10 protein-coding genes are annotated in these 14,142 nt (G+C 61.1%); 2 read left to right on the top strand and 8 right to left on the bottom strand.

The features are described from left to right. Positions 1-17: 17 nt before the first annotated feature. Together ACRAWE_RS07405 and ACRAWE_RS07400 are read right to left on the bottom strand one after the other, a co-directional pair. On the bottom strand, positions 18-638 hold the full coding sequence (locus ACRAWE_RS07405; RefSeq protein WP_432525180.1) for a helix-turn-helix transcriptional regulator: 621 nt from the start codon (positions 636-638) through the stop codon (positions 18-20). 110 nt (positions 639-748) lie between these two features. Next, positions 749-2,206 (bottom strand): amino acid permease, encoded by a 1,458-nt coding sequence (locus ACRAWE_RS07400; protein WP_019455384.1) that lies wholly within the window; start codon positions 2,204-2,206, stop codon positions 749-751. A 618-nt stretch (positions 2,207-2,824) separates the two neighbouring features. Between ACRAWE_RS07400 and ACRAWE_RS07395 the strand changes: the two genes are divergently transcribed. Continuing rightward, on the top strand, positions 2,825-4,099 hold the full coding sequence (locus ACRAWE_RS07395) for a Glu/Leu/Phe/Val family dehydrogenase (RefSeq protein ID WP_432525179.1): 1,275 nt from the start codon (positions 2,825-2,827) through the stop codon (positions 4,097-4,099). Between the two features lie 39 nt (positions 4,100-4,138). Here the strand turns inward: ACRAWE_RS07395 and ACRAWE_RS07390 are convergent, their stop codons facing one another. Further along, on the bottom strand, positions 4,139-5,677 hold the full coding sequence (locus ACRAWE_RS07390) for a long-chain-fatty-acid--CoA ligase (RefSeq protein WP_197668359.1): 1,539 nt from the start codon (positions 5,675-5,677) through the stop codon (positions 4,139-4,141). A gap of 137 nt (positions 5,678-5,814) precedes the next feature. Here ACRAWE_RS07390 and ACRAWE_RS07385 point away from each other — a divergent pair, with 137 nt between their 5' ends. Further along, the gene (locus tag ACRAWE_RS07385) at positions 5,815-6,384 is read left to right on the top strand and encodes a DJ-1/PfpI family protein (RefSeq protein WP_432525178.1); all 570 of its coding nucleotides are present in this window, start codon (positions 5,815-5,817) and stop codon (positions 6,382-6,384) included. A 7-nt stretch (positions 6,385-6,391) separates the two neighbouring features. Here the strand turns inward: ACRAWE_RS07385 and ACRAWE_RS07380 are convergent, their stop codons facing one another. From ACRAWE_RS07380 to ACRAWE_RS07360, 5 genes are all read right to left on the bottom strand, one after another. After that, positions 6,392-6,745: a DUF1493 family protein gene (locus ACRAWE_RS07380; RefSeq protein ID WP_019455388.1), complete on the bottom strand. Its 354-nt coding sequence runs from the start codon at positions 6,743-6,745 to the stop codon at positions 6,392-6,394. 132 nt (positions 6,746-6,877) lie between these two features. Beyond that, positions 6,878-8,320, bottom strand: coding sequence for an efflux transporter outer membrane subunit (locus tag ACRAWE_RS07375; RefSeq protein ID WP_345790190.1), 1,443 nt, complete (start codon positions 8,318-8,320; stop codon positions 6,878-6,880). 1 nt (position 8,321) lies between these two features. After that, on the bottom strand, positions 8,322-11,459 hold the full coding sequence (locus ACRAWE_RS07370) for an efflux RND transporter permease subunit (RefSeq protein WP_432525177.1): 3,138 nt from the start codon (positions 11,457-11,459) through the stop codon (positions 8,322-8,324). A 1-nt stretch (position 11,460) separates the two neighbouring features. After that, the gene (locus ACRAWE_RS07365; RefSeq protein WP_074054194.1) at positions 11,461-12,603 is read right to left on the bottom strand and encodes an efflux RND transporter periplasmic adaptor subunit; all 1,143 of its coding nucleotides are present in this window, start codon (positions 12,601-12,603) and stop codon (positions 11,461-11,463) included. Positions 12,604-12,727: 124 nt separating this feature from the next. Then, entirely contained in the window at positions 12,728-13,864 is a 1,137-nt protein-coding gene (locus tag ACRAWE_RS07360) for an MFS transporter (RefSeq protein ID WP_432525176.1), read from the bottom strand. Positions 13,865-14,142: the final 278 nt, after the last annotated feature.

Below are 14,142 nucleotides of genomic sequence, written 5' to 3'. Positions count from 1 at the left end.
CCGCTTTCTCGCCGCCTTTACTCCTGCTTCAATCCCCGCAGATGTTTGTACACCGTGGCGCGCCCCATCGACAGCACGTTGGCGATGTAATCCGCCGCGCTTTTAGCCTTGAACGCCCCCTGATGATAGAGATCGCTGACCAGGCGACGCTTCTGCTCGCGGCTCAGCGCGCCGAGTGCAGCGTTCTCGCGCCGCAGCCAGTCATGCAGGAAGGTGTTGATCTTCTCCTGCCAGTCGTCTTTGAACAGCTGTTGCGGCTGCGGCTGCAATCGCGTGACCGATAAAAACATATCCAGCGCGTTGCGGGCATCCTCGAACATCGCGGTGCTCAGGTTGATGCACAGCAGATAGCTCGGGTTGCCCTGCTCGTCGCGCGCGGCGATGCTCACCGAACGCATCTTTTTGCCGTCCCAGTTCAGCTTTTCATAGGGGCCGGTCACGCTGGCGTCGTCGTCGAGCGTGAAGTCCTCCAGCCCGGCGTCATCGCCCGGCTTGCGTTTCGACAGGTTGTTCGCCAGATAGGCTATCTTGTTGGTGGTCAAATCGTGGATCACCACTTCCGCATTCGGGAAAAACAGCGCCGCGATGCCGTCGGCGACCGACCGCAAAAGTTCGAGTTGAGAAGAAGTGTTCGGCACGCTGGGGTGTCTCCGTATAGCCCGGTTTGGTTTGCTGTTCAGCCGCTTAGCATACCGCAGTTGCCGCCGCTTGCCGAGTGGGCCGGCGGCGGCCGCGCCTGCTTCGCCGGTTATTCCGCCTCGGCGCCGTGCTGATAAAACACGTAGCTCTCGCGCGCCAGACTGTCGCGCACCCGATAACGCCAGACCAGGCCAAGCGCGGTAAACCAGAGTGGCATGCTGCACAGCGCGATCAGCGTATCGCGATCGAACACCATCAGCACCAGCGTAAAGGCGAAGAACGCCAGCGTCAGCCAGGCCATCACGACCCCGCCCGGCATTTTGAAGTGGGAAGCGGCATGCAGTTCCGGTCGTTTCTGGCGATACACCAGATAAGCGACCAAAATCATGCCCCAGCTGTAAACCACCAGGATCGCCGCCACGGTGGAGACGATGGTGAACAGCGTCATCACGTTCGGCACCAGCACCAGCAGCAAGGTGCCGGCCACCATGCAGAAGCAGGAAAACAGCAGGCTGCGGATCGGAATGGCGGTGGTGCGTGACAGGATGCGGAACTGGCCGTGGGCGTGCTTTTCCATCGACAGGCTGTACAGCATGCGGGTGCTGGAATAGACCCCGCTGTTGGCCGAGGACATCGCCGAGGTCAGCACCACAAAGTTGATTATCGCGGCGGCGGCCGGCAGCCCCGCCTGATCGAACAGCATCACGAACGGGCTGCTGTCCGGTGAGATATGGCTCCACGAGGTAACGGCGATAATGGTCAGCATCGAGCACACGTAGAAGACGATGATGCGCGCCGGGATGGCGTTGATCGCCTTCGGCAGCACCTTCTCGGGGTTTTTGGTCTCCGCCGACATCGTGCCCAGCAGTTCGATGCCGGTGCAGGAGAAAATGGCGATCTGGAAACCGGCGAAGAAACCGAAGATGCCGTGCGGCATGAAAATGGCGGGATCGGTGACGTTATGCAGCGATGCGGTCACGCCGTCCGGCGAGGTCCAGCCGCTGAACACCATCCAGGCGCCGGTGGCGATCAGCGCGACGATCGCCACCACCTTGATCATGGCGAACCAGAATTCGGCCTCGCCGAACATCTTGACCGACAGCATGTTGAACAGACACAGGAACCCCAGCGTCAACAGCGCCGGCAGCCAGGGCGAAACGTTCGGCAGCCAATATTGCACATAGCCGCCGCACACCACCACGTCGGCGATGCAGGTCACCACCCAGCTCAGCCAGTAGGACCAACCGAGAAAAAAGCTGGCGCGCGGCCCCAGGTATTCCGAGACGAAATCGGCGAACGAGCGGTAATCGAGCCGGGTGAGCAGCAGCTCCCCCATCGCTCTCATCACCATAAACATGAAAAAGCCGACGATGGCGTAAGTCAGCACGATGGAGGTGCCCGACAGCGCGATGGTCTTACCGGAGCCCATAAACAGCCCGGTGCCGATGGCGCCGCCGATCGAAATCAGTTGAATGTGGCGCGCACTCAGTCCGCGCTGCAGGGTTTGGGCACAGTGAGGCCCCTCGGCTGAACCTGGGCTCAGCCGATCGCAGTGGTTTTTTGTCATGGTGTTACCTGTCCGTCGTTAAGGCGATTAAGCAACCGATGTGCGGTTGCAGCAGGAATGAAACGCCCGAGGGCGCTCTAACCGGCAAAAAAATTCAGACCAAACGCTGCCCGCCCCGTTGTGACAGGGAGGTAATAATAATGGATGCCTGGAAAATGCTCGCGTGAGCCGTCGTATCGCCCACGTTTGGCGTACAAAGCCCGAGCATGGTGGGTAAACTCTAAAATATCAAATGGTTATGCTTTCCCTTGTGCAACAAAAAAACGACGCCGGAGCCGTTTTAACATTAATTTAACTCTGGCGAGGGGAAATGCCATTGTCAACATGGCAGTTAAATAAAATGAAACTTTTTGATCACATTCAAGCTTCTGAAAAATAGATAAAAAGGCTTTTTATGCGTTTTATATGCATAAAGTATGCATGTTCACGCTCACTGCCGAATAAAAGTAATTAACTATTCATTTACGCTCGGCAGGCGGCGAAAAACCGTCCGCTGGCCCGATGAGCGAGGGGCTAACAACCGGCATAATTAGTGGTAAATTAAGCGTCGCAAAGTGTTATGCGCTTGCTAATCCACGGTTAAACGAAATAAATACCTCTAATATATAAAGGTTGGTTATGGAAAAGCTATCCTACGCTTCAGACAGCAGCACCACCGCTTGGGCTACATATCTGCAACAAATCGATCGCGTCGCCCCTTACCTCGGCGAGCTGTCACGCTGGGTTGATACGCTGCGTCACCCTAAGCGCGCTTTGATTGTCGATATCCCGCTGCAGATGGACGATGGCACCATCCGCCACTTCGAAGGCTTCCGCGTACAGCACAACCTGTCGCGTGGGCCGGGTAAAGGCGGTATCCGCTTCCACCCTGACGTCGATCTGAACGAAGTGATGGCCCTGTCCGCCTGGATGACCATCAAGTGTGCCGCAGTCAACCTGCCGTACGGCGGCGCCAAGGGCGGCATCCGCGTCGACCCGTTCAAACTGTCTGAAGGTGAACTGGAGCGACTGACCCGCCGCTACACCAGCGAAATCGGCTTCATCATTGGACCACAGAAAGACATTCCTGCGCCGGACGTCGGCACCAACGCCAAAGTGATGGCCTGGATGATGGACACCTACTCCATGAACCACGGCACCACCATCACCGGCGTGGTCACCGGCAAGCCAATCCACCTCGGCGGCTCTCTGGGCCGTGAGAAAGCGACCGGCCGCGGCGTGTTCGTCACCGGCAGCGAAGTGGCCAAGCGTCTGGGCGTGCAGATCGAAGGCGCCAAAGTGGCGGTGCAAGGCTTCGGTAACGTGGGCAGCGAAGCGGCGCGTCTGTTCGTCGGCGTCGGCGCTCGCGTCGTCACCATCCAGGACCACTCCGCCACCCTGTTCAACGCCAACGGCATCGACCTGGCCGCGCTGACTGAATACCAGGCCAAGCACAAGCAGATCGCCGGTTTCCCTGGCGCCAGCGAGATAGAAAGCGAAGCGTTCTGGTCGGTTGACATGGACATCCTGATCCCGGCCGCGTTGGAAGGCCAAATCACCCGCCAGCGCGCCGAAATCCTCAGCGCCAAGCTGGTGCTGGAAGGCGCTAACGGCCCGACCTTCCCGGATGCGGACGACATTCTGCGCTCCCGTAACATCACCGTGGTGCCTGACGTTATCTGTAACGCCGGCGGCGTAACGGTCAGTTACTTCGAGTGGGTGCAGGACATGGCGAGCTACTTCTGGAGCGAGTCCGAAATCAACGAGCGCATGGACAAGATCATGACCGACGCGATGGTTCATGTCTGGAACAAGGCTGAAGAGAAAGAGTGCAGCCTGCGCACCGCCGCTTACATCGTGGCTTGTGAGCGCATCCTGACCGCACGTAAAGAGCGCGGCATCTACCCTGGTTGATGCCCGTTTCCCGGCCTGCTTCGGCAGGCCGGATTTTCCTCAACGCAAACAGCGCTTCAATACCTTACCGGTGCTGGTCATCGGCAAACGTTCGACGAATTCAATGATGCGCGGATATTTGTACGCCGCCAGCCTCTCCTTGCTCCAGGCGATCAGCGTCTCCTCCTCGACCGGCTCCTCGCTCTCCTTCAGCACCACCACCGCTTTAATCTCTTCGCCCAGCGACGGATGCTCTACGCCGATCACCGCCACCAACGACACCGCCGGATGGCGAATCAACGCCTCTTCAATCTCGCGCGGATAGACGTTGAAACCGCCGCGAATGATCATGTCCTTGGCCCGATCGACGATAAAATAAAAGCCGTCGGCGTCGCGGCGCGCCAGATCGCCGGTGCGGAACCAGCCGTTCTCCAGCACTTCCGCCGTCGCCTCCGGCCGATTCAGATACCCCTTCATGATGTTATGGCCACGTACGGCAATCTCCCCCACCTGGTCGACACCGTCGATCGGCCGCCCGACGGCGTCCAGCAAACGCACCTCCACGCCCCAGATCGGCTGGCCGATGGAACCGGGTTTGGTCACCCGATGCGGATGGTTGAAGGTGGCGACCGGGCTGGTTTCCGATAGCCCGTAGCCTTCGTGAATATCGATGCCGAAACGGCGCGAAAAATCCTCCAGAATTTGCACCGGCAGACTGGCGCCGCCGGACACCGCCATGCGTAGCGTGCTGCGCAGGCGTTCGATATCCGTATGCTCGTCAAGCGCATTCAGCAGCGCCCAGTACATGGTCGGCACGCCGGCGAAGAACGTAATCCCGTGCCGCTGCATCAGCGCGATGGCCTGCGCGGCGTCGAAACGCTCGACCAGCACCAGCGTGGCGGCGGAGGCGAAACCGGCGTTCATCTGCACCGACGAACCGAAGGTATGAAACAGCGGCAGCGTGACCAAATGGCGATCGGGGCGCGTTTCCGAACCGTCAAACAGCCGCACCGATCCCAGCGCATTGAACACCAGGTTGGCGTGGGTCAGCTCCGCCCCTTTGGCGCGACCGGTGGTGCCGCTGGTGTACAACACCACCGCCGTGTCGTTTTCCGCCGTCGCCGCCGAAGCGAACTCGGTGGCCTGCGGGGCTATCGCCGCACTGAAACGTTCCCCCTCCAGCGGCAGTCGATCGCCGATGATAAACACCTCGCGGCAGGCCTTCGCCTGCGCCGCGGCATGCAGCGCCTCTTCCCCCAGCGGCAGTCCGCTGTGGCCCTCAAAGCAAAACAGCGCCACGGCGGCGGAATCCGCCAGGTAATAATCGAATTCGGCGCTTTTGAGCAAAATATTGAGCGGCACCACCACCGCGCCGCTTTTGAGAATGCCGTAATAGATCGCCGCAAACTCCGGGCGGTTACTGCAGGCTAACGCCACCCGTTCACCGGGCTGCACGCCGCGCGCGACCAGCAGATTCGCCACGCGGTTAGCCATCTCGTTCAGCGCCCGATAGCTGAGCGGGATATCGTCCTGAATCACCGCCGGCCGTTCCGGCCAGGTGCGCGCACTCTCTTCAAGCAAGGTTGCCAAATTCAGCATCGGGGTTCCTCCCTGGGGTAATGGCGGCGGTTAAAAATGCCGCAGTATCACGAGTATAGATAGGCGTTTCGCGGTTCGCATTCCCAGGGGCGCTGGGCTATACCTTAGGCAATCCCCATCCTGCAGGAGTTGTGATCATGAGCAAGAAAAAGATCCTGATGCTGGTCGGCGACTACGCCGAAGATTATGAAACCATGGTGCCGTTTCAGGCGCTGCAGATGATCGGCCATCAGGTGGATGCCGTGTGTCCCGGCAAAGCCGTCGGTGACTACATCCAGACGGCGATCCACGACTTCGACGGCGCGCAAACCTACAGCGAAAAACCCGGCCATCGCTTTACCCTCAATGCCGACTTTGCCGCCGCCAAAGAAGAACGCTACGACGCACTGCTGATCCCCGGCGGCCGGGCGCCGGAGTACCTGCGTTTGAATCCCGAGGTGATCGCGTTGGTGCAGGCGTTTGACGCCGCGAAAAAACCGATCGCCGCCGTTTGCCATGGCCCGCAGCTGCTGGCGGCGGCCGGCGTGTTGAAAGGCCGCACCTGCAGCGCCTATCCGGCCTGCGCGCCGGAGGTGCGGCTTGGCGGCGGCCATTATGCCGAGATCGGTATCGATCAGCCGCACGTCGACGGCAACCTGGTCACCGCCCCGGCCTGGCCGGCGCATCCGCAGTGGTTGGCGAAGTTTGCCGAGCTGCTGCAACAGTGACGCCGCGCTAGCGGAGCTGCTCGATAAGGAAATGGATATCGTACAGCCAGCGTTTGGCGCGCGCGGAGCGCACCAGCATAGACACGCACAGCGGCCGGGTGTGTTCTTTGCAGGCGGAGGGCGAGAACCAGCGCCCGGTATTGCTCGGCGGCTGGAAATAAAGCTCGTGGTTATAGTTGCTGCTGTCGACGCCGAAGGTGTCGAAGTAGCGGCGCATCAGCGTGTTGGAATCGCTGAACGACAGGTGGAGCGCGGTGTTGATCTCGGTTTCCGGGGTGATTGTCACGCCCTTCTTCAGCCGCCCTGGCGCGTTGAATGCGGCGATTAGCGTGATGACCTGTTGCTGAATGTCTTCTGTCATGACGACCTCGAGCCGGTGTTAATAGGGGTAAATGCGTTCTTCTGTCTGACTCTGCCCGCCGCGGCGAGTTCGGGACGCCGGGCGGGTTTTCTGTTTCTTTACGTTTTCCGGCAGTAAAACGCACGCCGAGGGCTAGCGGCTGAGCGTGGTCTTGTCGGCGATGATGCCGTCCCCCTGCCGTTCGGCGGCGATGCCGCCGCCCAGCACTTTATACAGGGTGGCCTGATTGTCGTACGCAGTCTGCTGTGCGGCGATCAGCGACTGCTGCGCGGTATACAGCGTGCGCTGCGCGTCCAGCAAGGTCAGATAGCTGTCCACGCCCTGACGGTAGCGCAGTTCGGCGAGACGATAATATTGCTGCGCCGCCGTGACATAGCCGTTTTGCGCCGCCAGCTGTTCCTGCAGCGTTGCCTTGCGCGCCAACGCATCGGCGGTTTCCTGAAACGCCGTCTGCACCGCCTTCTCATAGGTGGCGACATACAGATCTCTCTGCGCTTTGCTGTAGTTCAGCTGCGAAGTGTTGTAGCCGCCGCTGAAGATCGGCAGGCTGATGCTCGGCGCAAACGACCAGACGCCCGCCCCGTGGCTGAACAGCGACGAGAGCTCACCGCTGCCCACGCCGCCGCTGGCGGTCAGGCTGATCGAGGGGAAGAACGCCGCGCGGGCCGAACCGATATTGGCGTTGGCGGACTTCAGGTTGTGCTCGGCCTGCAGTACGTCCGGCCGCTGCAGCAATACCTGCGAAGAGATGCCGGACGGCAGATCGCGCATGATCCCGCCCAGCGCGTCGATGCCGCCCGGCAGCAGGTTTTCCGGCACGCTTTGCCCCACCGCCAGATCCAGGGCGTTTTTCGCCTGTGCAGCGCTGGTGGCGTAACTGGCGGCGTCGGCGCGCGCCTGTTGATAGACGGTCTCCGCCGACGCCACGTCGACCAGCGACGAGATGCCGTGCTGCTGGTTCTTGCGCGTCACCTCCAGCGATCGTTTGGCGCTTTCCATCGTCTGCTGCGCCACCGCCAGATTGCTGCGCTCGGCCGCCACCGCCACCCAGTCGGTGACGATATCGGCGATCAGCGTCAGGCGGGTGCTTTTCGCCGCTTCGGAGTTAGCCAGATAGGTTTCGAACGCCGCCCGCGACAGGCTGGCGTTTTTGCCGAACAGATCCAGTTCAAAGGCGCTGACGCCGGCCTGCGCTTCGTAACTCTGGCTGATGGCCGTGGCATTGCCGTTGCCGGTCAGCGAACGCCCGCGGCTGCCGTCGGCGGTGGCGTTGATCGTCGGCAACAGCGCCGCCCGCTGCTCGCCGTACAGCGCACGCGCCGACGCGATATTGGCGATCGCCTCGCGCAGATCGCGGCTGCTGTTCAGCCCCATCGCCACCACCTGCCGCAGCCTGGCGTCCTGCACATAGTCGCGCCAGGCGACGTCCGGATAGCTCAGCGCCTGCTTGCCGGCGGCCTCGCCCTGCGGCAGCGTGGCCGCTATCGGCGCCGTCGGCCGCTGATAGTCAGGATCCAGCGAAATACAGCCTGCCAACAGCAGCGGTAAAGTTAACATCATGACTCGTTGCAACACGTTATTCTCCTGCCTGTGGCGGCCTGCTGGCGGCGCGGCGGCTAAACACGCGGCGCACCAGCACATAAAACAGCGGGACGAAAAAGATGGCCAATAGGGTCGCGGTAATGGTGCCGCCGATAATGCCGGTACCGATGGCGATGCGGCTGTTGGCCCCGGCGCCGCTGGATACCGCCAGCGGCAGCACCCCGGCGGTAAACGCCAGCGAGGTCATCAGGATCGGCCGCAGACGCATGCGCGCCGCGTGGATCGCCGCGCCAATCAGCGTTTCACCGCGCTGGTGCATCTCTTCGGCGAACTCGACGATCAAAATGGCGTTTTTCGCCGACAAACCGACGATGGTGAGCAGCGCCACCTGGAAGTAGATATCGTTTTCCAGCCCGCGCAGCGTGATCGCCAGCAGCGAACCGACGATGCCCATCGGCACCACCAACATCACCGCAAACGGAATCGACCAGCTCTCATACAGCGCCGCCAGGCACAGGAACACCACGATGAGCGAAATGGCGTACAGCGACGACGCCTGGCCGCTGGTCAGCCGCTCCTGATAGGAGAGCCCGCTCCAGGAATAGCTGCTGCCGGCGGAGAATTTCGCCGCCAGTTTTTCCATCTCGCTCATCGCCGTGCCGGAGCTGACGCCGGCGGCGCCCTGTCCGGTGATCTCGAACGACGACAGCCCGTTATAGCGCGACAGGTTTTCCGGGCCGTAGATCCAGTGTGAGGAAGCAAAAGCGGAGAACGGCGTCATGCTGCTGTCGCCCGCCGCGTTGGTACCGCGCACAAACCATTTGTCGAGATCTTCCGGCTTGGCGCGATACGCTACGTCGCCCTGCATATAGACCTTTTTCACCCGGTTGCGATCGATAAAGTCGTTGACGTAGGTGCTGCCGAACGCGCTGCTAAGCGTGCTGTTGACGTCGCCGGCGCTCAGGCCGAGCGCCTGCAGTTTGCCGCTGTCGATCTCCACCTGCAGCTGCGGCGTGTCCGGCAAGGTGTTGGCGCGCACCGCCAACAGCGACGGATTGCCGGCGGCGGCGGCGACGATCTGATCGCGCATCGCCTGCAGTTCGGCGCGGGTGGTCGCCCCTTTGGCCTGCAGCTCGAAGGTAAAGCCGTCGGACTGGCCGAAGCCGTCGATCGCCGGTGGGCTCATGGAGAACACCTGGGCGTCGCGCAGCGAGGCGAAATGCGCCATGGCGCGTTTGGCGATGGCGTCGGCGGTGTTTTCGCTGCCGCCGCGTTGGCTCCAGTCTTTGAGGCTGACAAACGCCATGCCGGCGTTTTGCCCGCTGCCGCTGAAACCGAAGCCGTTGATGGTGAAAATGGTGCTGATGTTGGCCTTTTCCTGTTCGAGGAAATAGGCGGTGACCGCCTCGCTCACCGCCGAGGTGCGGGCGTTGGTCGCGCCGGCCGGCAAGGTGTACTGTACCATGACCGAACCCTGATCCTCATTGGGCAGAAAGCCGGTCGGCAGGCGCAGGTACATCACGGCGGCGGCGATCAGCAGCAGGCCGTACAGCAGCAGGTAGCGCGTCGGCCGGTGGATCACCCTGCCGACCTTGCCGGCGTACTTCTCCTGCAGCCGGTTATAGCCGCGGTTGAATTTACCCAGCAGCCCTTTGTCGGTCTGTTCTTCATGCGACGCTTTCAGCAACGTGGCGCACAGCGCCGGCGCCAGCGTCAACGCCAGCACGACCGACAGCACCATCGAGGAGACGACGGTGATCGAGAACTGACGGTAGATCACCCCGGTTGAACCGCCGAAGAACGCCATCGGCAGGAACACCGCCGACAGCACCAGCGCGATGCCGACCAGCGCGCCGGTGATCTCGCGCATCGATTTCTCCGTCGCCTCGCGCGGCGGCAGCTTATCTTCGCGCATCACGCGTTCGACGTTTTCCACCACCACGATGGCGTCGTCCACCAACAGCCCGATCGCCAACACCATGCCGAACAGCGTCAGGGTATTGATCGAGTAGCCGAACGCCGCCAGCACGCCGAAGGTGCCCAGCAACACCACCGGCACGGTGATGGTTGGGATCAGCGTGGTGCGCAGGTTTTGCAGGAACACGAACATCACCACCACCACCAGGACCACCGCCTCGAACAGCGTTTTCACCACCTCCTCGATCGAGATGTTGATGAAGTCGGTGCTGTCTTTCGGGTAGGCCACCTTATAACCGTGCGGCATCGCGCTTTGGTATTCCGCCACTTTGGCCTTCACCAGTTTGGCGGTATTGAGCGCGTTGGCGCCCGCTGCCAGCTTGACCGCGATCCCCGCCGCCGGGTGACCGTTGAGGTGCGCGCTGGCGGAATAGTCTTCATTGCCGAGCTCAACCCGCGCCACGTCGCCCAAGCGCACCAGCGCGCCGCTGCTGTCGCTTTTCAGGATGATATTGCGGAACTGTTCCGGCGTTTGCAGCCGCGACTGCGCCTTCACCGTGGCGGTCAGCTGCTGATCGGCGGCGGCCGGCAGATCGCCGATTTTACCGGCGGATACCTGGGTGTTTTGCGCCTCGATCGCCGTCTGCACGTCGGACGGCATCAGCGCATAGGCCGCCAGCCTGGTCGGATCCAGCCAGATGCGCATCGCATATTCCGAGCCGAACACCTGCACGTCCCCTACGCCCTCGATGCGCGACAGCGGATCCTGCAGGTTGCTGACCAGGTAGTCGGAAATGTCGGCCATCGTCGCCTTGTCGCTCTCGTCATACAGCCCGACGATCAGCAGGAAGCTGCTCTGGGATTTCTTGACCGTCACGCCCTGGGCAGTGACCGCGCTCGGCAGGCGGCTCTCCGCCTGTTGCACCTTGTTTTGCACCTGCACCTGCGCGATATCCGGATCGGTACCCTGATCAAAGGTGACGTTGATGCTGACCGAGCCGCTGGAACTGCTGGTCGATGAAAAATACAGCAGACCGTCCAGGCCGGTGAGCTGCTGCTCTATCACCTGGGTGACGCTGTTTTCCAGCGTTTCCGCGTCCGCCCCCGGATAGGTGGCGGAGATGGAGATCTGCGGCGGTGACACGTCCGGGTACTGCGAGATGGGCAACGAATTGATCGACATCAGGCCGCACAGCATGATGATGATGGCGATCACCCAGGCGAACACCGGGCGGCGGATAAAGAACTGCGCCATATTACTGCTCTCCGCTTTGGGCTTTGTCGACCGAGACGGCGACCGGTTTCACCGCCGCGCCGATCGTCACCTTGCTGGTGCCTTCGACGATCAGGCGATCGCCCTCGTTCAGCCCGCTGCCAATCAGCCAGTTGCTGCCCACCACCCGCTCGGCGACAACGGTGCGCTGCGCCACTTTGTTTTGCTCGTCCACCACCAACGCGGTGGCTTCGCCCTTGGCGTTACGGGTGATGCCCTGCTGCGGCGCCAGAATGGCTTTGGGGTCGACGCCGTTGTCCACCGTGGCGTGCACATACATGCCCGGCAGCAGCTCATGCTCGGGGTTGGGGAACACGGCGCGCAGCGTGACCGAGCCGGTGGCCTCATCCACCGCCACCTCGGTCAGCTCCAGTTTGCCGGCATGGGCATAAGGCGAGCCGTCTTCCAGTTTGATAGCGACCGGCGTCACCGCCCCGCGCTGCAGAGCGGCCTGCTGGCGACGCAGTTTGAGCAACTGGGCGCTGGACTGGGTAAGGTCGACATAGATCGGATCCAGCGCGCGGATGGTGGTCAACGCATCGCTTTGGCCGGCGGTCACCAACGCGCCCGGCGTCACCGACGAAATGCCGATGCGCCCGGTGATGGGCGCACGCACCTGGGTATAGCCGAGATTGATGCGCGCCGTTTCCAGCGCCGCCTGATACTGCGCCACCGACGCCACGGCCTGCAGATACGCGGCTTTGGCGTCGTCCGCGTCCTGTTTGGAAACGCCGTTTTCTTTCACCAGCGCCGCATAGCGCTGCGATTTGAGCCGGGTGGATTGCACCGTCGCCTGGGCGTTTTTCAGCTGGGCTGAGGCCTGATCGTAGCTGGCCTGATAGCTGGCGGGGTCAATTTGATACAGCACTTGCCCGGCCTTCACCTCCGCCCCCTCGGTGAACAACCGCTGTTTGATGATGCCGTCAACCTGCGGCCGCACGTCGGAGGTCATGGTGGCGTTGACTCGGCCGGTCAGCTCGCTGCTCAGGGTCACTGGCTGGCCGCGCAGCGTGACGACGCCGACCTCCTGCTCACCGCCCGCTCCCGCCGGTGCGCCGGCGTTTTGTCCGTCGCAGGCGGCCAGCAGCAGCGACAGCCCGAGCACCAAAAGCATTTTCCTCTGCATGGCAATACGATCCTATTGAGAATGATTATTCTCAATATATCGAATGCCGGAATTCGCTTCTGAAAGGGTTGCGTAAGGATAGCGTAAAATCTTTTCGGGCTGTAAAACGCGCAGCGTGGTTGATTTACCCTAATTTGCGCGCCAGCGTCAGCGCCAAAACCGTGGTGATGCTGATGCCTGCCGCCCCCAGGAAAACGGCGGATGAGCTGCCGGGAATGAACGCCATAAAGGATGACAAGAACTGGCCGGAGAATATCGCCATCGATAAATAGGCCAGATTTCGCCCCCGGGTGCGGGGGTGACTTCGTTCTACGGTCATATGATTAACCAACGGCACCGAGAATCCGAACCCGCATCCCATCAGAATACCGCCGGCAACAAATGCCGCAGTCCCGTGCGCAGAGGCGAAGATCAGATGCGCTGCGGCATAGCAGACAAACGCCGCGCCAAGCGCGCCGTTTTCTCTGATTAAAGCCACCAACCTGGGCATCAGCGCGGCGGCGAAAACGGCGATAAGCGAGATAAACGACAGGAAGTATCCCGTTTGCGCTGCCCCGATATTCATGTGGTGGAAATGCTGTGGGATGACAATGATCCCGGTGAAGAAGCAGATCATGGAAAGCACTGCGGAAAAATAGACCGTTGTTAAGCTGCCGGCGCCGGTGGAACTGGCATCACCGCGCTGAACGCTGTCTGATTCGCCCACATCAGGCTGGGGTTTGGGCACATACAGCCACTGCATCGCCAGCAACACCCAGGCGACAAGATACAACAGGAAGGGCCAGCGCCAGCCGAGCGTCGCCAAGAGCCCGCCGATAAACAGAAAGATGACGCCGCCCAGCTCGATCGACATGCCTTGCGAAGCGATCATTTTCAAACGCGCCTGCCCGCGGTAAAAAGCAGAAATCAGACCGGTGCCGGCTGACATCACGATCGCCGTTGCGCCGCCAAGCAGCAGGCGGTCGAGCATCACCGGCCAAAAGCCGCGAAGCAACAGCCCTCCCGCGCCAAGCAGGCCATACAACAACAGTCCCCAGCTGAGCGCCGCGTAAACGCCCGCCCGGTCAATAAAACGCCCGGCGAAGGGGCCAAATATCACCACGCCCAACGACGGCACGGTGACCAACCAACTGGCCGCTGAAGGCGTGCCCAACTGATTCGCGATTTCCGTCAAACCAGGAACGATCACGCAACCGACCATGATCGTCAGACAGGCCACGGCCAAGAGCGTAAACGCCGCCATTTTTCTTAATTCACGCATAAAGCGCCTCACTGTAATATCCATTAAATGGATGATTCATCCAATATACGGACGATATTCTTGAGGCTTCCGTTCAACATGTCAACGCGCAAACTGTAAACCGAATGTCAATCACGCCCTGGCAACGTTCGGCGAACCCCTGCGGTTGCGGTTAGATCGCTGCAATGATTGGCAGGCGCTTTTTGGCAATCCATGCGCTTTGCCATTCAATGAGCGTTGACATCGCCCACATCCGGCAACACAATAATGACCATTATTCGGATATAAAGTCCATTATT

This window comes from Serratia sp. BFP-2025 (assembly GCF_050880365.1).
GTDB lineage: Bacteria > Pseudomonadota > Gammaproteobacteria > Enterobacterales > Enterobacteriaceae > Serratia > Serratia surfactantfaciens.
Note: the sequence above shows the minus strand (reverse complement) of the source record. Positions and strands in the feature narration are given on the sequence as shown.

Coding starts and splice junctions, on each gene's coding strand:
- ACRAWE_RS07400 (WP_019455384.1), bottom strand. CDS start 2,206: ATGACAAAAAACCACTGCGATCGGCTGAGCCCAGGTTCAGCCGAGGGG.
- ACRAWE_RS07395 (WP_432525179.1), top strand. CDS start 2,825: ATGGAAAAGCTATCCTACGCTTCAGACAGCAGCACCACCGCTTGGGCT.
- ACRAWE_RS07390 (WP_197668359.1), bottom strand. CDS start 5,677: ATGCTGAATTTGGCAACCTTGCTTGAAGAGAGTGCGCGCACCTGGCCG.
- ACRAWE_RS07385 (WP_432525178.1), top strand. CDS start 5,815: ATGAGCAAGAAAAAGATCCTGATGCTGGTCGGCGACTACGCCGAAGAT.
- ACRAWE_RS07380 (WP_019455388.1), bottom strand. CDS start 6,745: ATGACAGAAGACATTCAGCAACAGGTCATCACGCTAATCGCCGCATTC.
- ACRAWE_RS07370 (WP_432525177.1), bottom strand. CDS start 11,459: ATGGCGCAGTTCTTTATCCGCCGCCCGGTGTTCGCCTGGGTGATCGCC.
- ACRAWE_RS07365 (WP_074054194.1), bottom strand. CDS start 12,603: ATGCAGAGGAAAATGCTTTTGGTGCTCGGGCTGTCGCTGCTGCTGGCC.
- ACRAWE_RS07360 (WP_432525176.1), bottom strand. CDS start 13,864: ATGCGTGAATTAAGAAAAATGGCGGCGTTTACGCTCTTGGCCGTGGCC.